Raw genomic sequence first — 24262 nt, forward strand, 5'->3', positions numbered from 1 at the left:
TCGATTCTGTGGGGGAGTCAGCGGCGGCGGAGGCTGGGCGGGGCGTCCATACCCAGGGTCTCGCCTCGGAAGAAGGCGGGACGCCGGAACGCCTGCCAGATCATGATCGCCACACCGGCGAGGATGATGGTCACGCCGAGGATGAACACCAGCCCGATCCCGCCGATGTTCGACCCGCTGCCGTAGGCGGGGTCCATCGAGTCGATCAGCGTGGTGACGAACAGCACCGCGAGGATGCCTCCGCCGGCCAGCGGGAAGAGGAAGGTGAAGAAGAAGCTGCGCGCGGAGTCGAACCACTGGCGGCGGAAGTACCACACGCACGCGAAGGCGGTGAGCCCGTAGTAGAAGCAGATCATCATGCCGAGCGACAGGATCGTGTCGGTGAGCACGTTCTCGCTGAGCAGTCGCATCACGGCGTAGAACACCGATGCGACGACAGCCGAGACGATCGTGGCGTACCCGGGGGTGAAGAACCGCGGGCTGACCCGTGCGAACTTCTGCGGCAGCGCACCGTAGTGGCCCATGGCGAGCAGCGTGCGGGCAGGTCCCACCGCCGTCGACTGCAGCGACGCGGCCGAGCTCGAGAGCACGGCGAGCGACACGAGGAAGGCGAGCGGGCCGAGCACGGGGTCGGACAGCGCGAAGAACACGTTCGCCGAGATGTCCTCGTTCGCCAGTCCCAGCGCACCTGTGCCGACGCCGGCGAACATGATGAGCCCGATCGAGAGCAGCAGGTACAGGCTGACGACGATCACGACGGTGAGCATGGCCGCCCGGCCCGGGGTCTTCTCGGGGTTCTTCGTCTCCTCGTTCATCGTGAGGACGACGTCCCACCCCCAGAAGATGAAGATCGACAGCGAGAGTCCGGCCGCGAAGGCGCTAAAGGTGGGGACCTCGAACGGGTTGAACCACGACCACGAGAAGGCGGTCGGCTCGGGGGCCTCGCCGTCGACCGCCTTGATGATGGCCATCACCGCGAACACGACGAGGACGACGAGCTGGAAGCCCACCAGGATGTACTGGAACTTCTGCGTCGTCTGCATGTCGCGGTACGACACGAGCGTCGCGCCGAGCATGAACAGCAGGCAGACGACCACGTTGATGATCGGGTTGAACGCGAGGTCGGCGATCGCCGCGTTCCCTGAGACCTGCGCGATGAGCAGGAACAGGAACTCCACCGCGATGCCGGCGAGGTTCGAGAGCACGATCACGGTGGCCGCGATCAGGCCCCACCCGGTCATCCAGCCGATCCACGGGCCGAAGGCCCGCACACCCCAGGTGAACGAGGTGCCCGAGTCTGGCATGGCTCGGTTGAGCTCGCGGTAGCCGAACGCGGTGAGGAGCATCGGGATGAAGCCCACCAGGATGATCGCGGGCACCTGAGTGCCCACCTCGGCCACCGTCGGCCCGAGGGATGCGGTGAGGGTGTAGGCAGGGGCGATCGTCGAGATGCCGATCACGACGGCGCCGAGCACGCCGACGGCGCCCGCGCTCAGGCCCTTCTGAGAGATTCCGGTCGTCACTCCGGAGTCGGGCATCATCGCCCGATCAGTGCTGGACATCAATGTTCTCCTGCTTCAGCGCGGGTGCGCGGGACGACGATCATGGGGACGGGAAGCTCGTGCAGCATCTTCGCCGCTGTCGAGCCGAGGAAGAGGCGCCGGGGCTGTGCGAGGCGGCTCGAGCCGACCAGCACGACCTCGCCCGGGTGCCAGCGCAGGTGCGCCACGGCGTCTTCGACGCTGTCTCCGGCGGCGCGCTCGACCTCCGCCGCCAGGCCCTCGGGAAGGGTGGCGCGCACCTGGGTGAGAACGTCTTCGCCGTGCGAGTTCTGCACCAGTTCGATCGCACCGGTGTCGAGACCTGCGGGCACGTCGAACGGCACGAGCGACACGAGCCGCAGAGTGCTCTGCGCCGAGGTCGTCAGCCGCACGGCGGCGTCGAGCAGCGCGTCGGCGCCGGCGCGGGTGCCGACCGCCGCCGTCACGCGCGAGATCGGCATGTCGGCGTCGGCATTGCGGCGCGATCCTGCCGGGGCGAGCGCGACGGGGATGGGCGACGAGTGCACCAGCTCCGATGCGACCGAGCCGAGCCGGTGGCGCCCGAGCGTGGAGCCGTTGGCTGCTCCCACGACGATCAGGCGCGCATCGAACTCCTCGCCTGCCGCGATGATCCCCTCGGCGAACGACTCGTTGAAGCGCACGTGGCCGATGCTGCGGACATCGGCGGGCACCTCGGCAATGGCGGCGCGCAGCCACTCCTCGGCCTGCGCCCGGACGTAGTCCTCGTAGGCCCGCTCCGGAGCCACGATCGGGCTGCGGGTACCCTCGGGCGGCAGCACGATGACCAGATCGAGGTGCGCGTCGACGCTGCGCGCCAGGCGCGCGCCGAGCGCGAGGGCGTCGGCCCCGGCATCCGTCGCCGTGTATGCGACGACGATCGACCCGGTCATGCGCCGGCGACCTCGGCGCCGGTCCTCTCGACGATCTGCGCGGCGGCGAGTCGACCCATGCGGATCGCGCCGTCGACGTGCTGGTAGCCGGCGCCCGCCATGTCGCTGCAGGCGAAGTGGATCGGTCCGACAGCGGCGCGCAGGTCGGCGCCGTAGCGGTGCAGGCCGCCCATGTCGAAGCTCGCCGCGTAGGCACCTCGGGTCCACTCCTCGGTTCCCCAGTCGCTCTCGTAGTACACGACCGGGTTCTTCGCCTCGGGGCCGTAGTAGTGCGACAGCGACTCGAGGATGCGCTCCTTGCGCTCATCGGCGCTCAGGGCGAACAGGTCGTCGGCGTTCTGGTCGCTGACGAAGCCGACCAGGGTGCCGCGCTCGTCGCCGTGGTTGGTGTTGTCGTACGCCTCGTGCGAGAGCTCGTACGGGCTGAACGCCGTGCCGCTCAGGCCCTGCTCGCGCCAGAACGGGCGGTCGTACACCGCGTGGACCTTGATGACGAAGCCCATCGAGAGGTGCTGGTGCAGCTGGTGCTGACGACGCGGCAGGGGCGGCACGAAGGAGATGCGGTCGTACAGCACGGGGGCGTGCGCGAGGATCGCGTGCTTCGCGCGGACGGTGACGCCGTCGGCGTGTGCGACCACGCCCTCGTCCGACCACTCCAGCGTGCGCACCGGCTGGCCGAGCATCACATCGTCGCCGAGACGCTCTGCGAGCAGCAGGGGCACCTGCTGCAGACCGCCGACGACCCGCTTGTCGAGGATGAAGTCGGCGTCGACGAGGTTCGAGTACGAGCCGGCCGATGCGGCCATCAGCAGCGACTGCAGCAGCGAGAACGCGTGGGTCGGCTTGGTGAGCATCGCCGATCCCGTGGCGAAGGCCAGGTTGCGCACCGCCTCGTCGTCGTCGGTCTGCTGACGCAGCCACGCGTCCCAGGTGACCGAGTCCCACTCGGCCGCGTTCGGGTGCTCCCAGGGGCGGTCGGGGTCGATCTCGGCGACCATCGCGTCGAGCCGCTCGGTGAGCTCGGCGATCACCGCCTCGGTCTCGGTGGACACGGGGAACATCTCACCCGTGAAGCGGTGCAGCTGCCCGTCCGGGCCCACGTAGACGCTGTCGCCCTCGCGGTAGCGGCTGTAGGTCTCGAGCCCGAGCTCGTCGAGCGTCTCGATCAGGGCATCCTGATCCGGCGAGACCCACTGGCCGCCGATCTCGAGCATCGCGCCGTCGATGACGTCGGTCCACAGCCGGCCGCCGACGCGGTCGCGCGCCTCCAGCACGACGACCGACAGGCCGGCCTTGCGCAGCTCGTTCGCTGCGGTGGTGCCGGCGGCTCCGGCTCCGACGATGACGACGTCGCGACTGATCTCTCGCTGTGCCATTGGTGATCTCCTTTGATGCGGAATGTTCGAGTCGGGTGTGCCGGCCGCGCTCCCTGATCCCCCGACCGGGATCGCGGCCGGCCGTCTCAGGCGCGCTCGAGCGCGGCAGCGAGGACGTCGATGCCCTCGTTCAGCAGGTCGTCGCCGATCGACAGCGGCGGCAGGAAGCGGATGACGTTGCCGAAGGTGCCGCAGGTGAGGATGATGACCCCTTCGGCCACGCAGGCCTTGGCGACGGCTGCGGTGAGAGCGGCATCGGGAGCACCGGTCTCGGCGTCGACGAACTCGACGGCGATCATCGCGCCGTGGCCGCGGATGTCGCCGAGACGGGGGTCGTTCGCGCGGATCGCATCCAGTCGCTCGGTGAGCAGCGCGCCGATCTGCTGGGCGCGCTCGACGAGACCGTCGTTCTCGAAGGCGTCGATCGCGGCGAGCGCGGCTGCGCACGCGATCGGGTTGCCGCCGTAGGTGCCGCCGAGGCCGCCCGCGTGCGCGGAGTCCATGATCTCGGCGCGGCCGGTGACGCCGGCGAGCGGCAGGCCCGCGGCGATGCCCTTGGCGGTGGTGATCAGGTCGGGCTCGATGCCGAAGATCTCGCTGGCGAACATCGCGCCGGTGCGGGCGAAGCCCGTCTGCACCTCGTCGGCGATGAAGACCACGCCGTTGTCACGGCACCAGGCCACGACCGCGTCGAGGAAGCCGTCGGCGGGCACGATGAACCCGCCCTCGCCCTGGATGGGCTCGATGATCACGGCGGCCAGGCTGTCGGCGCCGATCTGCTTCTCGATGAGGGTGATCGCGCGCTTCGCCGCCTCGGCACCGGTGAGGCCGTCGCGGTAGGGGTATGAGCCGGGAACGCGGTACACCTCGGGTGCGAAGGGACCGAAACCGGCCTTGTAGGGCATCGACTTGGCGGTCAGCGCCATGGTGAGGTTGGTGCGACCGTGGTAGCCGTGGTCGAAGGCGACGACCGCCTGACGGCCGGTGTGCTTGCGGGCGATCTTGATCGCGTTCTCGACGGCCTCTGCGCCCGAGTTGAACAGCGCGGTCTTCTTGGCGAAGTCGCCGGGGGTCAGGCGGTTGAGCGCCTCGGCCACGTCGACGTACGACTCGTACGGCGACACCATGAAGCAGGTGTGGGTGAACTGCGCTGCCTGTGCGGCCACGGCGGCGGCGACCTTGGGGTGCGCGTTGCCGACGCTGGTCACGGCGATGCCTGAGCCGAGGTCGATGAGCGAGTTGCCGTCGGCGTCGACGACGACGCCACCGCCGGCGGCGACGACGGAGACGGGCATGGAGTGCGCGACGCCGGCGGCGACCGCGTCGGCCTTGCGGGCGAGGATCGCCGCGGACTTCGGCCCGGGGAGTTCTGTGACGACACGACGGACCTGCTCGAGGGTGGGTCCGCCTGCGGGAATCGTGGAGGTCTCGTCGATGAGGGTCATGAGGCGAGGCTACGACCGCGGGAAGACGGATGCATTCGCCGAGTCGTACACTTGAGAGAGAACTTTCGCCTTGCTGTACAGCCGAGTTGAGGAGACTCCGTGGAGACCGCCGCCGCTCCGACGCTGCGCACCCTGCTCGGGCACGCCGAGCTGCGCCTGAGCCTCGTCTCGCCCGAGGAGTCGCTCGCCGATGGCGCGCTGGATCTTCCCGTGCGCTGGGTGCACAGCTCCGACCTCGTAGACCCGACGCCGTTCCTCGCCGACGACCTCGTGCTGCTGACGACGGGCAGCCAGTTCGCCGACCGCGACGCACCGGGCGCCGACGCGTACGTGGAGCGCCTTGTGCGCCGCGGCGTTCTCGCACTCGGTTTCGGGTCGGGCGTGCACCGGGTGGGTCCGTCCGACGAGCTCGTGACGGCGTGCGCCGGCGCGGGGCTCGCACTGTTCGAGGTGCCCTACGACATCCCCTTCCTCGCGATCGCCCGCGCGCACGCCGAGTCGATGGCCGCCCACGCCTACGCCCGGCGCACCTGGGCGCTCGAGGTGCAGCGCGCGCTGGCCGTGGCGGCCCTGCGCCCTCGGGGCCTGGAGGCGACCCTGACCGAACTGGCCCGGCGCCTCGGCTGCTGGGTCGGACTGTTCGACTCGAGCGGCGCGACAGCGCAGCAGCATCCGGCGGCGCTCGACGGCGGTGCGGACGCCGTCTCGGATGCCGTGGCCGATCTGCTCGCAAGGGGGACGACCGCCAGTCGATCGCTCGACGAGGGCGATCGCACGGTCACCCTGTTCACCTTCGGCCGCACCGGCCAGCTGAAGGGCGTCATCGGAGTCGACCTCAGCCCCATCGACGCCGAGGCCCGTGCCGTCATCACCACGGCCATCGCGATGGCGGGTCTCGCACTCGAGCAGAGCGAGCAGCTCGCCCGTGGCCGGCGACGCATGCACACTCAGCTGCTCGCCTCCCTGCGGGCCGATGACCCCTCCCTCGCCAGGCGAACGCTCGGCGCCATGCCGCCCGCGCCGATGCTCGTCGCGACGGCGGACGCCGCGCCGGTCGACGCCGTGGTGGGCTGGTTCGAGCGGCAGCGGGCCGTCGGCGGCACGGTCACGTTCGTGGCCGAGGACGCCGACGGGCTGACGATCTGCATCGGCGCATCGTCGCGAGGTCTGCTCGACCAGGTGTCGGCGCGGTTCGACATCCGGATCGGCGTCTCGGAACCGGCCGAGTACACGGGGTTCTCGCACGCTCATGCGCAGGCGATGACCGCCCTGCAACGCTCCGGCCGCGAGGGCGTGATCGAGTACCACGACGTGCAGCCGGGCGGTGTGCTCGACGCCCTGGTCTCGAGCGAGACCCGCACGCTCGCCCGGACCCGCCTCGCCACGCTGCGCGCGCACGACGCGACCAGCGGCACCGAGCTCGAGCGCACCCTGCGCGCATGGCTCGAGCACGACACGCATGCCGAGCAGACGGCAGCGGTCCTCGGCATCCACCGCCACACCCTGCGCACCCGCATCGCGCAGGCGGCGAACCTGCTCGGCACCGATCTCACCTCGTTCCCGGCGCGCGCCGAGCTCTGGGCGACGCTGCGCGCCGCGGAGTGACGACCGGCCCCGCTCGCGCTGACCCGGCGCCGATGCCGTCAGCGCTCGGGCGCCTCGGCCGCGGAACGCCTGCGGGCGATCAGCACCCGCACGCAGCCCCAGGCCATCCCAGCGATGCCGAGCACGATCAGCACCACGCCGATGAGCCACACCGCCTCGTCCCACCGCGCGTAGCCGTACGACAGCGCCTCGACGAACCGGCCGAGGTACTCGGGGAACTCGCCGATGCTCCTGCCCTCGCCGAACCCCCACAGCCCGATGCCGAGCACCGTCGCCCCGAGCCCGACGAACACGAAGGCGGTCGCAGCATCCCGCCGCCCGGGCTCGACCTTCTCGAGGTGCGAACCATCGGCGGCGATGCTCGGAGCACGCAGCGAGAGCACGGGCATCACGATGATGAGGATCACCGCGAGCGGCGCGCACATGCCGACCACGTAGCCGGCGCCGGGCACGAGCGCGAGCTGTGCGCCGAGGCCCTCGCTCCACCAGTAGTGGAACCCGTCGTTGGCCGCGGTGGCATCCGCGATCGTCTGCCGCACACCGGGAAAGGCAAGGGCGACCGCCTGCACGATCCCGACCGGGACGGCGACGAACAGCGGAGCGACGAAGCACGCGGTCATCAGCCGGAGCAGCACGGTGCCGACCTGCGACAGCGGCTTCCATGCCATCTCGAGCATGCACCAGCCCGCGTACACGGCGGGAGCCGCGATCGACAGCGTGCCCCACGGGCGGTCGCCAGCGGCATCCGCCAGCGTGTCGAACACGCCCCACACGCCGCCGGCGACCGCGACGAGCAGCACGACGAGGTTCGCGCCGCGCCGCATCGCCCGCAGATCGGCGCGGAGAGGGTGCGGATCGTCGATCGGATCCTTCTCGGTCGAGTCGCTGCTCACGCTCATGCATCCCCCCTGACGTGCCGCCGTCAGACTATCGGGGCGCCTGCGCGTCTCCGGCTCAGCGCGGCGCGTGCGCCTCGAGGAACTCGTACACGTCGGTCGTGTCGACGCCGGGGAACGATCCGGTCGGCAGGGTGGCGAGCAGGGTGCGAGGGGTGCGCACGTTCGGCCACGACTGATCGCGCCACCGCTGCTCGAGCTCGGCAGGGGCGCGGCGGCAGCACGTCTCGACCGAGTGCTTCGAGACGGCGCGGTTCGGGGTGTCGCGCCCGACGAACCACTTCGTGTCATCGAATCGCACCCCGACGCTCACCGAGTGCAGCCCTTCGCTCGACGGCTCGACGCGCGCGGTGCACCAGTAGGTGCCGTTGCCGGTGTCGGTGTACTGGTAGTACGGGTTGAAGCGGTCGTCGACGTCGAACACCTCACGGCTCGTCCAGCGGCGGCAGCACATCTGCCCCTCGATCGACCCGAGCCGGTCGGTGGGGAAGTTCACGTCGTCGTTCTCGTACGCCTTCGTGATGGTGCCCGACTCATGAACCTTGAGGAAATGCACCGGGATGCCCAGGTGCCGAGTCGCCAGATTCGTGAAGCGGTGAGCGGCGGTCTCATACGAGACGGAGTACGCGTCGCGGAGGTCTTCGATCGAGATCGCACGGCGCTGCTTGGCATCCTGCAGCACCGGCACGACATGCGATTCGGGCACGAGCAGAGCGCCGGTGAGGTAGTTCGTCTCGACCCGCTGGCGCAGGAACTCGGCGTAGCTGCGCGGTTCGGAGTGGCCGAGGATGCGGCTCGACAGCGCCTGCAGGACGGCGGTGCGCGCATCGCCCTTGGCGGGGATGCTGCTCGACAGGTAGAGCCGGCCGTGCGCGAGGTCTGCGACGCTGCGGGTCGACTGCGGCAGGTCCGGCGCGTAGTGCAGCGTGAAGCCGAGATGGGCCGCGATCTCAGACGCGGTGCGCTGGGTGAGCGGCCCGCCAGGGTGGCCGACCGCATCGAGGATCTCGCGGGCCTGCGCCTCGAGGTCGGCGAAGTAGTTGTCCTGCGTGCGCATCAGATGGCGCAGCTCGAGGTTGGCGCGACGCGCCTCCTCCGGCGTCGCGGCGCGCTCGTCGCGCAGCCGCTCGATCTCGCCGTGCAGGGCGAGCATCGCGTCGATGGCGTCGTCTGAGAGCGACTTGCCGATGCGGAACGACGGGATGCCCAGGGCGCGGAACGTCTGGCCCTTCATCGCGCGCTCGAGCGCGATCTCCTTCGTGGCGCGCTCGTCGAGCGGCTCGCCCTCGAGCAGGCCGTCGAGGGTGGTGCCGAGCACCTTCGCGATCGTCTGCAGCAGGGTGAGCTTGGGCTCTCGTTTGCCGGTCTCGAACATCGACACCTGGCTGGGCGCCCGGTCTATGCGAGCAGCCAGCTCTTCGAGCGTCATGCCCTGCGCGGTGCGCAGCTGGCGGATGCGCCGGCCGATGGTCAGCGCGTCGGAATCGGATTCCTCGAGCAGGGTCATGCGGTGCAGTCTGTCACAGAAACAGAAATTCGATCAAACTTCTCTCCACATTTGGTCGGGCGAGGTGGGTTTCTTCACCCACAGTGGATCTCAACCCACCCGGCCACCGAGGCCGACCGGACATCTCACGGAGGAGACAGATCATGAGCATTCCCACTGCGACCGCACCGACTCGCACCGTCGACGCAGCCGTCTCCGCCGGACTCGGCCCGACGCTGCACATCACCGCGCCGCAGCTCGACCGCCACGACGAGATCCTCACCACCGAGGCCATCGCGTTCCTCACCGAGCTGCACCACCGCTTCAGCGGACGACGCCACGATCGCCTCGCCGACCGCATGCGTCGCCGTTTCGAGATCGGCAACGGCCACGACCCGCGCTTCCGCGATGACACCGCTCACATCCGCGACGACGCGGACTGGCGCGTCGCCGGAGCCGGCCCCGGCCTCGAGGACCGCCGTGTCGAGATCACCGGTCCCACCGATCCGAAGATGACGATCAACGCCCTGAACTCGGGCGCCAAGGTGTGGCTCGCCGACCTCGAGGATGCGACCAGCCCGACCTGGCGCAACGTCATCGGCGGCCAGCTCTCACTGCGCGACGCGATCCGCGGCGAGCTCACGCACACCTCATCCGAGGGCAGGGAGTACCGGATCACCGCCCAGCAGACGCCCACCATCGTCATGCGCCCGAGGGGCTGGCACCTGAGCGAGAAGCACATCGAGTTCACAGACCGCACGGGTCGCCGGCTCGCGGCATCCGGATCGCTGATCGACTTCGGCCTCTACTTCTTCCACAACGCGCAGGCTCTCATCGACGCCGGGCGCGGTCCGTACTTCTACCTCGCCAAGCTCGAATCCAGCGAAGAGGCCAGGCTGTGGAACGACGTCTTCTCGTTCAGCGAGGAGTACATCGGCATCCCGCACGGCACCATCCGCGCGACGGTGCTGATCGAGACCCTGCCCGCCGCCTTCGAGATGGACGAGATCCTCTACGAGCTGCGCGATCACTGCGCCGGCCTCAACGCCGGACGCTGGGACTACATCTTCTCGATCATCAAGAACTATCGCGGACGCGGCGCACGGTTCGTGCTGCCGGACCGCAGCGAGGTCACCATGACCGTGCCGTTCATGCGGGCGTACACCGAGCTGCTGGTGAAGACCTGCCACAAGCGCGGAGCGCACGCGATCGGCGGCATGAGCGCGTTCATCCCCGACCGCAGCGACGCAGAGAAGACCGAGCGCGCCCTCTCGAAGGTGGCGGCCGACAAGCGACGCGAAGCCGGCGACGGATTCGACGGCACCTGGGTGGCGCACCCCGATCTGATCCCCGCGGCCCAGGCCGAGTTCGACGCGGTGCTCGGCGAGCGCCCGCACCAGCTCGACCGCCGGCGAGACGACGTCGAGGTGACGGCGTCGCAGCTGCTCGACCTGCGCATCGGCCGCCCGGTGACCGATGCCGGCGTGCACGAGAACGTGTCGGTGGCCATCCGCTACCTCGAGGCCTGGCTGCGAGGACAGGGCGCCGTCGCCATCGACGGCCTGATGGAAGACGCCGCCACCGCCGAGATCAGCCGCTCGCAGGTGTGGCAGTGGATCCACCAGGACCGCCGCACCGAAGAGGGCACGGCGATCACCGTCGAGCACGTCGAGGGCCTGATCCGGCAGGTGCTGGCCGAAGCCCCTCGGCACGAGGGCGACCGGTTCGACGATGCCGCGGCGGTCTTCCGCGAGGTCACGCTGCGGCCCGAGTTCCCGGCGTTCCTCACCCTGCCGGCGTACTCCCGCTACCTGACCGACTGACCGACTCCCCCACCCGACCATCCCCGACCGACGAAGGACACGCCATGACCCGTTACCAGGACGACATCGCCGCCATCCAGCAGCTCAAGGACGCACAGGGCGCCGGCTGGAGCGCGATCGACCCCGAGTCGGCAGCGCGCATGCGCGCGCAGAACCGATTCCGCACCGGCCTCGAGATCGCGCAGTACACCGCCGACATCATGCGACGCGACATGCAGGAGTATGACGCCGACTCGTCGGTCTACACCCAGTCGCTCGGCGTCTGGCACGGCTTCATCGGCCAGCAGAAGATGATCTCGATCAAGAAGCACCTGAAGTCGACGAACAAGCGCTACCTGTACCTCTCGGGCTGGATGGTCGCGGCACTGCGCTCGGAGTTCGGCCCGCTGCCCGACCAGTCGATGCACGAGAAGACCGCTGTCCCCGCGCTGATCGAGGAGCTCTACACCTTCCTCCGGCAGGCGGATGCCCGTGAGCTCGACCTCCTGTTCACGCAGCTCGACGAGGCCAGGGCGGCGGGGGACGAGACGGCGGTCGAGTTCGTCCAGTCCCAGATCGACGGCTTCGAGACCCACGTCGTGCCGATCATCGCCGACATCGACGCCGGCTTCGGAAACCCCGAGGCGACGTACCTCCTGGCCAAGAAGATGATCGAGGCCGGCGCGTGCGCCATCCAGATCGAGAACCAGGTGTCTGACGAGAAGCAGTGCGGCCACCAGGACGGCAAGGTCACCGTGCCGCACGAGGACTTCCTCGCGAAGATCAACGCGGTGCGCTACGCCTTCCTCGAGCTCGGCATCGACAACGGCATCATCGTCGCGCGCACCGACTCGCTCGGCGCCGGCCTCACGCAGAAGATCGCCGTCTCGCACCAGCCCGGCGATCTGGGCGACCAGTACAACTCGTTCCTCGACGTCGAGGAGATCGCCGCAGACGACCTCGGCGACGGCGATGTGGTGATCAAGCGCGACGGAAGGCTGCTGCGCCCGAAGCGCCTGGCGAGCAACCTGTACCAGTTCCGCACCGGCACCGGCGTCGACCGCGTCGTTCTCGACTGCATCACCTCGCTGCAGCATGGTGCCGACCTGCTCTGGATCGAGACCGAGAAGCCGCACGTCGAGCAGATCGCCGGCATGGTCGACCGCATCCGCGAGGTCATCCCCGACGCGAAGCTGGTCTACAACAACAGCCCCTCGTTCAACTGGACGCTGAACTTCAGGCAGCAGGCGTACGACGCGATGCTCGAGCGCGGTGACGACGTGTCGGCATACGAGCGCGACAGGCTCATGAGCGTGGACTACGACGGCACAGAACTCGCCGAACTGGCCGACGAGAAGATCCGCACCTTCCAGCGCGACGGCTCCGCCCGCGCGGGCATCTTCCACCACCTCATCACCCTGCCGACGTACCACACGGCAGCGCTGTCGACCGATGACCTGGCGAAGGGCTATTTCGGCGACGAGGGCATGCTGGCGTACGTCAGGGGCGTGCAGCGTCGCGAGATCCGCGGCGGCATCGCCACCGTCAAGCACCAGAACATGGCCGGCTCCGACCTGGGCGACAACCACAAGGAGTACTTCGCAGGCGAAGCGGCTCTCAAGGCCGGCGGCCAGCACAACACGATGAACCAGTTCAGCTGATCCGACGCTCAGCCGGCGGGAGGGGTCGGGTGCCGCCGGGCATCCGGCCCCTCCCGCGTCGCCATGCGACCGATCATCCCGAGAACTGATAGGAGTGAGTCATGACATCCACCGCTGACCTCTACGACGTGCACGGCGACGACCTGCAGTCCCTGCCGCTGCAGCTTCGCTCGTTCGGCGGCCGGGCCTCGTTCGAGGGGCCGATCCGCACGGTGCGCTGCTTTCAGGACAACGCGCTGCTGAAGTCGCTGCTCTCCTCCCCCGGCGACGGCGCGGTGCTGGTCGTCGACGGCGACGGCTCGTACGGCACCGCGCTCATGGGCGACATGATCGCCCAGCTCGCCGTCGACAACGGGTGGGCCGGCGTCGTCATCCACGGCTGCGTGCGCGACAGCGTCGCGATCGGCACCATGCCGCTGGGCGTGAAGGCGCTGGGCACCAACCCGCGCAAGAGCGGCAAGCAGGGCACCGGAGAGGCCGACGTGACGGTCGAGTTCGGTGGAGTGACCTTCCGTCCAGGGGCGCGCCTGTACGCCGACGACGACGGAGTGCTCGTCGAGCGCTGACCTCGCCCGCGCTCAGCGGGTCGCAGGGGCGACTCGGGTCACAGGAACGACGCGGCGACGGCGTTGCGGTGATAGTCGAAGACGACGCTGGTGCGCGTGGATGCCACGCTGCTCTGCGCCGACAGATGCTCGAGCACGAACTCGCGCAGCTGCGTCGAGTCGGCGACCGCGACATGCAGCAGGAAGTCGTCGTCGCCGCCCAGGAAGAACACCTGGATGACCTGAGGCAGCGCGCGCACACGCTTCTCGAACTCGACGATGCTCTCGCGACGGGCGCTGGGCCGCAGGCTCACGCCGATGACCGCCTGGAGCCCGGCACCCAGCATCCGCTCGTCCACACTCGCGTGGAATCCGGTGATCACCCCTCGGTCGACCAGTGAGCGCAGACGCGCATGCGCCGTCGAGGGAGCGACGCCCAGGCGCGCGGCGAGCTCGGCGTTCGTCATGCGGCCGTCGGCCATCAGCAGGCGCACGAGCGTGGTGTCCAGCGCATCCAGCGGCGCGGACTGGATGCTGTTCGGCGCGGAGGCCCCCGAGACCGGACTCATGCGAACGATCATTCCAGATCGGCACCCAGAACCGAATGTTCTTCGAAGTCCTACCTGGAATCCGCTCGTTCCTGCGATCCTTTTCTACGCGCTTCCGGCCGCACCCGCCGAAGAACGCGTGCCCCGTGCCTGCCCCCGTCTTGGAGGATCGATGAAGATCGGCGTCCCGACCGAAGTCAAGAACAACGAGAACCGGGTCGCTCTGACCCCCGCCGGCGCCGACCGCCTCGTGCACGAGGGCCACCGCGTGCTCGTGCAGTCCGGAGCCGGTCTCGGCTCGCGCATCAGCGACGACGACTACCGCGCCGCGGGAGCCGAGATCGTGACATCCGCCGACGAGGCCTGGGGCGAAGCCGACCTGCTGCTGAAGGTCAAGGAGCCGATCGACCAGGAGTACGGCCACCTGCGCTCCGACCTCACCCTCTTCACCTACCTGCACCTCGCCGCCGACCGCGCCCTCACCACCGCGCTCGTCGACGCCGGCACCACCGCCGTCGCCTACGAGACGGTGCAGCTGCCCGACCGCACCCTGCCCCTGCTCGTGCCGATGAGCGAGATCGCCGGCCGCCTCTCGGTGACCGTCGGGTCGTACTCGCTGATGCGCTCGAACGGCGGCCGCGGCACGCTGCTCGGCGGCATCGCAGGCACCCCGCGCGCCAAGACCGTCGTGATCGGCGGCGGCGTCGCCGGCGAGCACGCCGCGGCCAACGCCCTCGGCCTCGGCTCGAAGGTGACCGTGTTCGACATCTCGCTGCCGCGCCTGCGCGAACTCGAGCACCGCTACGGCGGCGCCCTCGAGACCCGCGCATCCAACCGCTACGACATCGCCGAGGAGCTGGCGACCGCCGACCTCGTCATCGGCTCGGTGCTGATCCCGGGAGCAGCGGCACCCAAGCTCGTCACCGACGAGATGGTCGCGGGCATGAAGCCAGGTGCGGTGCTCGTCGACATTGCGATCGACCAGGGCGGATGCTTCGAGGGCTCGCGCCCGACCACTCACGACGACCCGACCTTCGCCGTGCACGACTCGATCTACTACTGCGTCGCGAACATGCCGGGGGCTGTGCCCGAGACGGCCACGCGCGCGCTCACCAACGCCACCCTCCCCTACGTGTCGGCGATCGCCGGCAAGGGCTGGGATGCCGCAGCTGCCGACGACGCCGCGCTGGCGAAGGGCCTGAACGTGCAGGGCGGACGCATCACGCTTCCCGCGGTCGCCGAGGCTCACGGGCTGGCCGGCTGACGGCATCCGCTCGACGGATGATCGTGCGTCCCGGCGATAGCCTGGGCGCATGATCATCCGCAACGTCCGCCCATGGGGCGGAGCCGCCAGTGACGTCGAGGTCGCGGAGGCTCGCATCAGCCGGATCCGCCCGCACGACGCCGCTGCCGCGCTCGCGCCCGGAGACGTCGACGGGCGCGGAAGGCTGCTGCTGCCCTCGTTCAGCGACGTGCACGTGCACCTGGACTCGAGCCGGATCGGCCTGCCCTTCCGCCCGCACACCGGCGCCCCCGGCGTGTGGGGCATGATGATGAACGACCGCCGCAACTGGCGCGACACCGACGTGCCGCACGCCGAGATCGTCGCGAACACGCTCGAGAAGATGATCGTGCACGGCACGACGCGAGTGCGCAGCTATGCGCAGGTCGACGTCGACTGCCGGCTCGAGAAGTTCGAGTCCGTCCTGGCCGCGAAGGAGCGCTTCGCCGACCGGGTCGACCTGCAGATCATGACCTTCCCCCAGGCCGGCATCCTGCGCGAGGAGGGCACGGTCGAGTATCTCGAGGAGTCGCTGCGGCTCGGCGCCGACGTGATGGGCGGCATCGACCCGTGCCAGCTCGACCGCGACCCGGTGAAGCACCTCGACATCGTGTTCGCGCTGGCCGAGAAGTACCAGGTCGAGGTCGACATCCACCTGCATGAGCCGGCGGCGCTGGGTGTGTTCAGCACCGAGCTGGTGATCGAGCGCACCCGGGCGCTCGGCATGCAGGGCAAGGTCACCATGTCGCATGCGTACGATCTCGGCGGCGTCGATGCGGCGACCACCCGTCGCCTGATCGACGAGTTCGCCGAGCTCGATATCGCCATGGCATCCGTCGCGCCCGCTGCACCCCACCAGCTGCCGCTCGCCGACCTCGTCGCGGCAGGGGTGCGCTTCGGACTCGGAGAAGACGGCCAGCGCGACTACTGGAGCCCGTACGGCAACGGCGACATGCTCGACCGCACGTGGCAGCTCGCGTTCACCAACGGCTACCGACGCGACGAGCTGATCGAGATGAGCCTCGCGGTGGCGACGGTGGGCGGCGCATCGATCATGGACCACGCGGTGCCGCGCCTGGCCGGCATCGCCGATCGGCCCGGCACCGCGATCGGCGACCGCGCCGACCTGCTGATCGTCGACGGCGAGACGCCCACCAGCGCCGTGATGGATCGCGGCGGCGACCGCACGGTTCTGCATGACGGCGTCGTCGTCGCGGATGCCCTGCAGCTGACACCCGCGAGCTGACCGGCGCCCGGTACGGGTCGGCGCCCGGTACGGGTCGACGCCCGTCCCTCTCGCCCGCGTCGCGAGAAGATTCCTGGTTCCTGCGCGGCGCGGAGTTTCCGCGGTTCTCGGGGGTGTCCCGAGCCGGTTCCTCCCCGCCGGCGGCGAGTACGATCGGAGTCGTGACCGAACGCGCTCCTCTCTCCCGCAAACCCTCTGTCTCCAAGAAGCTCAGCGCCATCGCCGAGTCCGCCACCCTGAAGGTGGACGCCAAGGCCAAGGCACTGAAGGCCGAGGGCAAACCCGTCATCTCGTATGCCGCAGGCGAGCCCGACTTCGCGACTCCGCAGTTCATCGTCGATGCCGCCGCCGAGGCGCTCGCGAACCCGGCGAACTACCGCTACACGCCCGCCGCAGGCCTTCCCGAGCTGCGTGAGGCGATCGCCGCGAAGACGCTGCGCGATTCGGGCCTGGAGGTCTCGCCCAGCCAGGTCATCGTCACCAACGGCGGCAAGCAGTCGGTGTACCAGGCCTTCCAGGCCGTGGTGAACCCCGGCGACGAGGTGCTGCTGCCCGCGCCGTACTGGACCACCTACCCCGAGGCGATCCAGCTGGCCGACGGCGTGCCCGTCGAGGTCTTCGCCGGTGCCGACCAGGAGTACAAGGTCACCGTCGCGCAGCTGGAGGCAGCCCGCACCGAGCGCACCACCGTGCTCGTGTTCGTCTCGCCCTCGAACCCGACCGGCTCGGTCTACACGGCCGATGAGACCAGGGCGATCGCCGAATGGGCCCTCGAGCACGGCATCTGGGTGATCAGCGACGAGATCTACCAGAACCTCACGTACGAGGGAGTCAAAGCGACCTCGATCGTCGAGGCGCTGCCCGCGATCGCGAACCAGACCATCCTGGTCAACGGCGTCGCGAAGACCTATGCCATGACCGGCTGGCGCGTCGGCTGGATGGTCGGCCCCGCCGACGCCATCAAGGTCGCCGCGAATCTGCAGTCGCACCTGTCGAGCAACGTCAACAACGTCGCGCAGCGCGGTGCCATCGCGGCGCTGAACGGCCCGCAGGACGAGGCCGAGCAGATGCGCGAGGCGTTCGACCGTCGTCGCCGCCTGATCGTCGACGAGCTGTCGAAGATCGACGGGATGGTCGTCCCGACTCCGAAGGGCGCGTTCTACGTGTACCCCGACGTGCAGGGTCTGCTGAACCGCACCTGGACCCGACGCGACGGCAGCACCGTCACGCCGACTACGTCGCTCGAACTCGCCGACTTCATCCTCGACGAGGCCGAGGTCGCGGTCGTCCCCGGTGAGGCCTTCGGCCCCTCCGGCTACCTGCGGCTGTCGTACGCGCTGGGAGACGACCAGCTGCTCGAGGGCGTGCAGCGCCTGCAGCGCCTGTTCTCGGCCTGACATTCGCTCGCCGACACCCCTACTTACCGCCGACACCCCCAGGTATGCACGTGCATACCTGGGGGTGTCGGCACGAGATGGGGGTGTCGGCGAGGGGTGACGGGTGTCAGCCTTCGTGCCCGATCAGCCAGGGCACGCCGAAGCGGTCGACGAGCGTGCCGTCGTGATCGCCCCACGGGCGCTTCTGCAGCGGATCGATGACATGGCCGCCCTCGGCGAGCGCCTCGAACCACGCCGCGAGCGTCGCGGGATCGGTGGTGCCGAGCAGCGAGAAGAACATGCCGCTCATCTCGACGGTGCTCTCACCTGCGGCGGCATCGGCACCGGCGAGCTCGACGGGGCCGTCGACGAGCATCCCGTGCGCGATGGCCTCACCCGGCCCGTCGGTGCGGCCCGCCTGCTCATAGGTGAACAGACGCGGCTGGCCGCCGAAGGTCGCCGCGTAGAACGACAGTGCCTCGGCGGCGGTGCCGGGAAACAGGAGGTACGGGATCAGTCCGCTCATCCTGCGAGTGTATGCCGCCCGCCGCGATCGTCCTAGAGGTCGACGCCGACGAGCACCGGCTCGGGCTGAAGCAGCAGACCGAACTCGGAGTGCACGCGGCTCTGGATGAACCGTGCGAGCTCGCTGAGCTCGGCGGCGGTCGCGCCGCCTCGGTTGGTCAGCGCGAGCGCATGCTTCGTGGAGACCCCGGCACGCGACTGCGGCAGGCGGAAGCCCTTGCGGATGCCCGAGTTCTCGATCAGCCATGCGGCGCTGACCTTCACCATTCCGACCGGCTTCTCCTCGCGAGGCGCGAGCCCGTAGTACGAGTCGAGGGGAATCACGGTGACCGAGTCGAGGTCGGGTTCGACGGGCCAGCGAGGGCACTCGGGCGGAAGGCTGCGGGCCACCGGCTCGGGAACGATCGCGTTCTGGAAGAACGAGCCCGCGCTCCAGGTGTCGGGGTCGTCGGCATCGAGCAGCATGCCCTTCGCTGCGCGCGTCTCGAGGATCCGCGAACGCACCCACGCGAGGGGAACCGCCTCGTAGTCCTCGAGACCGAGCGCCCTGCGCAGCTGCTCACCGCGCACCACTCGTCCCGCATCGCCGGTCACGGCGAGATCGAGGGTCACCGAGAGGATGACGGCACGGCGCCCCTGCGCCTCGCCGTAGTGGTGCTTGAGCACCGAGGTGCGGAATCCGAGACCGAGCTCGGCCGCGGGCAGCACGACCGGGGCATCGTCGTGCTCGTCGATCAGCTCGACCTCGACCAGCGTCTCCTGGATCTCCTGTCCGTAGGCGCCGACGTTCTGCACGGGGGCGGCACCCACTGTGCCGGGGATGCCGCTCATGGCCTCGATGCCGGCGTAGCCGCGCTCGACGGCGTACGCCACGAGGGCATCCCAGTTATGACCCGCCTGCACGCGCAGTCGGACGCGACCCTCGTGAGGCGACGGCAGCTCTTCGATGCCCTCGGTCAGCACCCTGATGACCGTGCCCTCGAAGGGGCCGTCGCCGACGAACAGGTTCGATCCGCCACCGAGCACGAACCAGTCGTCGCCCGTCGACCAGACGTCCTGCAGGGCGGCGAGCAGCTCGTCACGGGTGGATGCCTCGAGCATGCGCAGCGGGGCTGCGCCGGTGCGCAGCGTGGTGAGCTCGCGCAGGGCGATGGGGGTGGTCTCGGTCACGCCGGCGGACGCCATGTCAGAGCGCGACCCGCAGCTGAGCCTTCACGAGCACGGTCGCCTCTGCCGCCTTGACGGTGAGATCGATGCGCGCGGCGGTCTCGTCGACAGCGCCGACCTTCGCCACGACGTGCACGTCGGCACCGGTCTCGGCGTCAACGATGACGGGCTTCGTGAAGCGCACGCCGTAGTCGACGACCCTGGTGTCTGCCGGAAGGGCGGAGAGCACGACCGACGAGGCGATGCCCATCGTGAGCATGCCGTGCGCGAGCACGCCGGGAAGGCCGACGGCGGCCGCGACGTCGTCGCGGTAGTGGATCGGGTTGAAGTCGCCCGATGCCCCGGCGTAGCGCACGAGCGATTCGCGGGTCAGGTGCAGGGTGCGCTCGGCGATGACGTCGCCGACGGTGAACTCGGCCATCACGCGGCCTCCCCTTCGCTGTCGGAGCCGACAAGCAGAACGCTGACGGCTGTGACCACGTGGTCGCCGGCGGCGTCGGCGATGGTCGCCTCGCTCGTGATCATCGCGTTGCCGCCGAGCGAGCGGATGCCGGTCACCGCGAGCTGCGCGGTCAGCTCGTCGCCTGCGACGATCGGCCGGCTGTACTGGAAGCGCTGCTCGGCGTGGATCGTGCGCGCCAGGACGATGCCGGAGTCGGGCTCGGAGAGCAGCTGCTGCAGCGTGAGGTCCTGGATCACCATCGGGAAGGTCGGCGGAGCCACGAGGTCGGTGTAGCCGGCGGCGCGCGCCGCCTCGACGTCGAGATGCTGCGGTGCGTCGGCGAACACGGCGCGGGCGAACTCGCGCACCTTCTCTCGTCCGACCAGGTACGGGGCCGTCGGCGGGAACTCCCTGCCGACCAGTTCACTGTTCACGGGCACCCCTCGATCCTAGCCGCGGCCGCTGCGCGGGCCGCCCAGCGCGCAACCGGAACACCCCTTGACCACGAGAACGCCATCTGCTTGCATGTGATTGATTCTGTTCCCCATGCGCAGAATCAATCACAGAGGAGACGATGAAGTTGAACTCACCCACCTGCCGTCGGCGCTTCACCGCGCTGGGCCTGGCCGTCGCATTGGGGGTGACCGGCTTCGGGATGACCTCGGTCGGTGCCGCCGCCGCGGCGATCGCTCCCCAGACCGCTGCCGCGTCGACCTTCACCCCGATCATCCCCGACCCCGCATCCCCCGAGGTGCCCGTCGACACCGCGGGCACCACCGTCGGCGCCATCACCGCGGTCACGAAGGACGGAGGGGCGGTCACGCTCTCCGCCGAGCACGGCGCCATGCGCGTGACGTTCCTCGAGAACGGCACGTTCCGCCTGGAAGCCGACCCCAGCGGCTCCTTCACCGACCCCGCGAACACCCCGCAGGGCGACCCCACCCGAACCGCCGACATCGTCGTCGGCGCCGGCACGTTCGACGGTGCCGACATCACCGTCACAGAGGGCGAGACGATCCGCATCTCCTCCGCGGCCGTCACCGTCGAGGTCGACCGGGCCACCGGCGCGGTCTCCGCCATGCGCGCCGACGGCTCGTCGATCTTCACCGAATCCGCGCCGATCACCTTCGGCGCCAAGACCGCCACTCAGCACCTCAGCGATGTCGAGGGCGAGCAGATCCTCGGCGGAGGCATGCAGAACGGCCGATCCATCCACACCGAATCCGTGATCAACGTCGCCCGCAGCTACGACTGGGATGACGACGGATACCCCAACGCCGTGCCGTACTACATGTCGTCCGAGGGCTACGGCGTGCTGCGGAACACCTTCGCCCGGGGCACCTACGACTTCACGAACAACACGACCACGCACGAGGAGCGCCGGTTCGACGCCTACTACTTCGTCGGCGACTACAGCCAGTCGCTCGAGTCGTACACGCAGCTCACCGGGCGTCCGATGATGCCGCCGGTGTACGCGCTCGAATACGGCGACGCCGACTGCTACAACCGCTCGAGCCCGACCTACTCCGGCACGAAGACGCCGTCGAAGCTGCGCACGCCCCAGTCGCTCGAGGTCGCGAAGGACTTCGTCGAGCACGACATGCCGGCCGGCTGGATGCTGGTGAACGACGGCTATGGCTGCGAGTACCAGGAGCTGCCGGAGACCGTGCAGGCCATCGAAGACGAGACCGCACTGAAGACCGGTCTGTGGACGCAGCGCTCGCTGACGAACCAGGAGTACGAGGTGGGCGAGGCGGGCATCCGGCTGCGCAAGCTCGACGTCGCCTGGGTCGGCTCGGGCTACCGCATGGCGCTGACCGGATGCGAGGCCGCGCACAGCGGCATCGAGCAGTACTCCGACGCCCGCGGCACCTCGCTCATGGTCGAGGGCTGGGCCGGCTCCCAGCGATGCGGGATGCAGTGGACCGGCGACCACAACGGCAACCTCGACGCGGTGCGCTGGCAGGTCTCGGCGCTCACCGGAGCCGGCAACTCGGGCCTCCCGTTCACGACCGGAGACGTCGACGGCATCTTCGGCGGCTCGGCCGAGAGCTACGTGCGTGACCTGCAGTGGAAGGCGTTCGCCCCCGCGCTCTACTCGATGAGCGGCTGGGCGTCGGTCGACAAGCGCCCGTGGCTGTACGGTGACGAGGCGACGGCGATCAACCGCAGCTATCTGCAGCTGCGCCAGCAGCTCATGCCGTACATCTACACGCTCGCCGCGGAATCGCACCGGAGCGGCCTGCCGATGATGCGCTCGCTCGCCCTCGAGTACCCCGACGACCCGGGCTCCTACAGCGCCGAGGCCAACAACGAGTTCCTCCTGGGCAGCGACTACCTCGTCGCCCCGGTGTTCACCAAGAGCAACGTGCGCAACGGCATCTACCTGCCGAAGGGCGCGCAGTGGGTCGACTACTGGACGGGCACGGTGCACGAAGGCGGACAGGTGCTCAACGGGCATCCTGCTCCGCTCGACAAGCTGCCGATCTTCGTTCGCGCCGGCGCCGTGGTGCCGCAGGGCGTCGTCGCCCGCAACGCGTCACTCGTAGAAGAAGACTCCCCCATCACCCTCTCGCTCTTCCCGCAGGGCACGAGCACGTTCTCGCTGTACGAGGACGACGAGGTCACCCGGGCGTACAAGGACGGCGAGTCGAGCACCCAGAAGTTCACCGTCGCCGCTCCCGAGGCGGGTAAGAAGGGCACCGTCACCATCGGGATCGGCACGCGCTCGGGCGCCTACGACGGCATGGCCGACGCGCGCCCGTACCTGATCGAGGCGCACACCGGATCGGCACCGAAGAACGTCTCGGTCGACGGCAAGGGACTGAAGCAGGCGGCATCGCTCGACGCACTGTCGGCGCAGGCCACCGGCTGGTTCTTCGACGCCTCCGACGCGGGCGGGGTCATCCACGTGAAGACCGGGCCCCTGGCATCCGGCAGCAGCGCCGAGGTCGTGCTCTCCGCGACCAGTGCGGTCGGCGGCCGCGACGCCGACCTGACCGCGGCATCGGTCTCGGTCGACCTGGAGGACCGCGTCTTCCAGGGCGACAGCACGAGCGTCACCGCCACCTTCCGCAACACGGGCACCAAGAAGAAGGAGGACGTGACCCTCACCCCGGCCCTGCCCGAGGGCTGGAGCGTCACATCGGCGAACGGCGACCGCGCGGCAGTGGTCGAACCGGGCGCATCGTTTACCGCCACCTTCGAGGTGAAGGTAACCGAGGCGGCGAAAGCCGACCTGCAGACGGTCACGGTCGTCGCCGCGTACACCGCTCAGAAGACCGCGCAGCAGGTGAGCGGAGCGAACCAGATCTACGTCGCATACGGATCGCTCGCCGGCGCCTACAACGCCGACGCGATCACCACGATCGAGACGGCTGAGGCCGGGGACTTCGACGGCGGCGGGGCCAGCTTCTCGGCCGAGTCCCTCGAGCGCGCCGGAGTCACGCCAGGGTCGACCGTGACCGTCGGCACAGGCGACGCCGCGATCGAGTACACCTGGCCGGCACCGTCGGGCGCCGCCGATTCGGTCTCTCCTGCAGGGCAGACGATCGCCCTCGCGGGCAAGGGCACGCACCTCGCGATCCTCGCCTCGGCGGCGTCCGGCGGCGGGGTGAACCCGGCCATCGAGCTGCACTACGCCGACGGCACGGTGTCGAAGCAGAACGTCTTCTTCCCGAACTGGCTGCCCCAGGCATCCGGCCTCGGTGGAGCGAGCGTCGCGATCGCGTCGATGGGCCGCAACAGCGCGACCAACCCGGCCGTCTACGAGTACCCGACGTACACGTACCAGGTGTACTCGAACCTCGTTCGGCTGAACCCGTCGAAGGAGCTGGCGTACGTGGTGCTTCCCACCGAGAGCCGGCTGAAGATGTTCGACTGGAAGGTGGTCGACCAGCCGCTGCCGCCTGCTCCGGCCGGATCGGCCTACGCATCCGACCTGCAGTGGATCAGCGCGACCAACGGCTGGGGCGTCATCGGCAAGGACGTCGCCAACAAGGACTCGGCGTCGTCGCCCGATCTGCCTCTGGCGATCAACTACGTCGACCCGGCCACGGGTGAGAACCCGACCTATGAGAAGGGGCTCGGCGTGCACGCCCTGTCGAAGATCACCTACTACGTCGGCGGCGAGTGCAGCGCCTTCACCGCCGATGTCGGCCTCGAGGCGGGCTTCTCGGGCAATGTGATCTTCAAGGTCGACGTCGACGGCGAAGGCGCGTACCAGTCGCGTACGTTCACGCCGGGGTTCGCGCCCGAGAGCGTGAACGTCGATCTGAAGGGCGGCCAGTACGTCGACCTCATCGTCGAGGCGCCAGGCAGCATCAACGGAGCCCACGGCATCTGGGGCGACGCGAGGTTCAGCTGCGACTGATCCGGATGCCCTGAGTCCGGCCACGAGCATGGTGCC

The 24262-nt window shown here is 69.4% G+C and carries 19 protein-coding genes; 8 read left to right on the forward strand and 11 right to left on the reverse strand.

The genetic code is table 11. The features are described 5' to 3' along the window. Positions 1-17: 17 nt before the first annotated feature. The 4 genes from FVO59_RS02070 to gabT all read right to left on the reverse strand — a co-directional run bounded on the left by FVO59_RS02070 (position 18) and on the right by gabT (position 5273). Positions 18-1562, reverse strand: coding sequence for an APC family permease (locus tag FVO59_RS02070; RefSeq protein WP_182254154.1), 1545 nt, complete (start codon positions 1560-1562; stop codon positions 18-20). After that, complete coding sequence (locus tag FVO59_RS02075; RefSeq protein ID WP_182254156.1) at positions 1562-2452, reverse strand: universal stress protein; 891 nt, start codon at positions 2450-2452, stop codon at positions 1562-1564. The genes FVO59_RS02070 and FVO59_RS02075 overlap by 1 nt, the downstream gene beginning before the upstream one ends. Then, positions 2449-3828: a flavin monoamine oxidase family protein gene (locus tag FVO59_RS02080; protein ID WP_182254158.1), complete on the reverse strand. Its 1380-nt coding sequence runs from the start codon at positions 3826-3828 to the stop codon at positions 2449-2451. Before FVO59_RS02080 ends, FVO59_RS02075 begins: the two co-directional genes overlap by 4 nt. 86 nt (positions 3829-3914) lie before the next feature. After that, complete coding sequence (gene gabT / locus FVO59_RS02085; protein WP_182254160.1) at positions 3915-5273, reverse strand: 4-aminobutyrate--2-oxoglutarate transaminase; 1359 nt, start codon at positions 5271-5273, stop codon at positions 3915-3917. Between the two features lie 99 nt (positions 5274-5372). Between gabT and FVO59_RS02090 the strand changes: the two genes are divergently transcribed. Then, complete coding sequence (locus FVO59_RS02090; RefSeq protein WP_182254162.1) at positions 5373-6878, forward strand: PucR family transcriptional regulator; 1506 nt, start codon at positions 5373-5375, stop codon at positions 6876-6878. A 38-nt stretch (positions 6879-6916) separates the two neighbouring features. On the opposite strand, the gene FVO59_RS02095 is transcribed toward FVO59_RS02090, so the two are convergent. After that, the gene (locus tag FVO59_RS02095) at positions 6917-7777 is read right to left on the reverse strand and encodes a hypothetical protein (RefSeq protein ID WP_182254164.1); all 861 of its coding nucleotides are present in this window, start codon (positions 7775-7777) and stop codon (positions 6917-6919) included. A gap of 55 nt (positions 7778-7832) precedes the next feature. Continuing rightward, positions 7833-9281, reverse strand: coding sequence for an XRE family transcriptional regulator (locus FVO59_RS02100; RefSeq protein ID WP_182254166.1), 1449 nt, complete (start codon positions 9279-9281; stop codon positions 7833-7835). A 143-nt stretch (positions 9282-9424) separates the two neighbouring features. Here FVO59_RS02100 and aceB point away from each other — a divergent pair, with 143 nt between their 5' ends. From aceB to rraA, 3 genes are all read left to right on the forward strand, one after another. Beyond that, positions 9425-11083, forward strand: coding sequence for a malate synthase A (gene aceB, locus FVO59_RS02105; RefSeq protein ID WP_182254168.1), 1659 nt, complete (start codon positions 9425-9427; stop codon positions 11081-11083). Positions 11084-11127: 44 nt separating this feature from the next. Further along, positions 11128-12723 carry an isocitrate lyase gene (locus FVO59_RS02110; protein WP_182254170.1) on the forward strand — a complete coding sequence of 532 codons (1596 nt, stop codon included), beginning with the start codon at positions 11128-11130 and terminating at the stop codon, positions 12721-12723. 101 nt (positions 12724-12824) lie between these two features. Then, the gene (gene rraA / locus FVO59_RS02115) at positions 12825-13289 is read left to right on the forward strand and encodes a ribonuclease E activity regulator RraA (protein ID WP_182254172.1); all 465 of its coding nucleotides are present in this window, start codon (positions 12825-12827) and stop codon (positions 13287-13289) included. 38 nt (positions 13290-13327) lie between these two features. On the opposite strand, the gene FVO59_RS02120 is transcribed toward rraA, so the two are convergent. Then, positions 13328-13837 carry an Lrp/AsnC family transcriptional regulator gene (locus FVO59_RS02120; RefSeq protein WP_259363370.1) on the reverse strand — a complete coding sequence of 170 codons (510 nt, stop codon included), beginning with the start codon at positions 13835-13837 and terminating at the stop codon, positions 13328-13330. Positions 13838-13988: 151 nt separating this feature from the next. Here FVO59_RS02120 and ald point away from each other — a divergent pair, with 151 nt between their 5' ends. The 3 genes from ald (at position 13989) to FVO59_RS02135 (ending at position 17741) form a co-directional block, all read left to right on the forward strand. Beyond that, a complete protein-coding gene (ald, locus tag FVO59_RS02125; protein ID WP_182254177.1) occupies positions 13989-15080 on the forward strand; it encodes an alanine dehydrogenase in 1092 nt (363 codons plus the stop codon). Positions 15081-15129: 49 nt separating this feature from the next. Further along, positions 15130-16344, forward strand: coding sequence for an amidohydrolase family protein (locus FVO59_RS02130; protein ID WP_182254179.1), 1215 nt, complete (start codon positions 15130-15132; stop codon positions 16342-16344). A gap of 161 nt (positions 16345-16505) precedes the next feature. Next, entirely contained in the window at positions 16506-17741 is a 1236-nt protein-coding gene (locus FVO59_RS02135; protein ID WP_182254181.1) for a pyridoxal phosphate-dependent aminotransferase, read from the forward strand. A gap of 106 nt (positions 17742-17847) precedes the next feature. On the opposite strand, the gene FVO59_RS02140 is transcribed toward FVO59_RS02135, so the two are convergent. Genes FVO59_RS02140 through FVO59_RS02155 form a run of 4 tightly spaced genes read right to left on the reverse strand, consistent with a single transcriptional unit; the run spans position 17848 to position 20294 of the window. Beyond that, on the reverse strand, positions 17848-18246 hold the full coding sequence (locus FVO59_RS02140) for a VOC family protein (RefSeq protein WP_182254183.1): 399 nt from the start codon (positions 18244-18246) through the stop codon (positions 17848-17850). A gap of 32 nt (positions 18247-18278) precedes the next feature. Further along, on the reverse strand, positions 18279-19430 hold the full coding sequence (locus FVO59_RS02145; protein ID WP_259363372.1) for a UDP-N-acetylmuramate dehydrogenase: 1152 nt from the start codon (positions 19428-19430) through the stop codon (positions 18279-18281). Position 19431: 1 nt separating this feature from the next. Continuing rightward, entirely contained in the window at positions 19432-19833 is a 402-nt protein-coding gene (locus FVO59_RS02150) for a MaoC/PaaZ C-terminal domain-containing protein (RefSeq protein ID WP_182254187.1), read from the reverse strand. Then, positions 19833-20294, reverse strand: a complete 462-nt coding sequence (locus FVO59_RS02155) for an FAS1-like dehydratase domain-containing protein (protein WP_182254189.1) — start codon at positions 20292-20294, stop codon at positions 19833-19835. Before FVO59_RS02155 ends, FVO59_RS02150 begins: the two co-directional genes overlap by 1 nt. 134 nt (positions 20295-20428) lie before the next feature. On the opposite strand from FVO59_RS02155, the gene FVO59_RS02160 reads away from it, so the two are divergent. Next, positions 20429-24226, forward strand: coding sequence for an NPCBM/NEW2 domain-containing protein (locus FVO59_RS02160; protein ID WP_182254191.1), 3798 nt, complete (start codon positions 20429-20431; stop codon positions 24224-24226). Positions 24227-24262: the final 36 nt, after the last annotated feature.

It is taken from the genome of Microbacterium esteraromaticum (assembly GCF_014084045.1).
GTDB classification, from domain to species: domain Bacteria; phylum Actinomycetota; class Actinomycetes; order Actinomycetales; family Microbacteriaceae; genus Microbacterium; species Microbacterium esteraromaticum_D.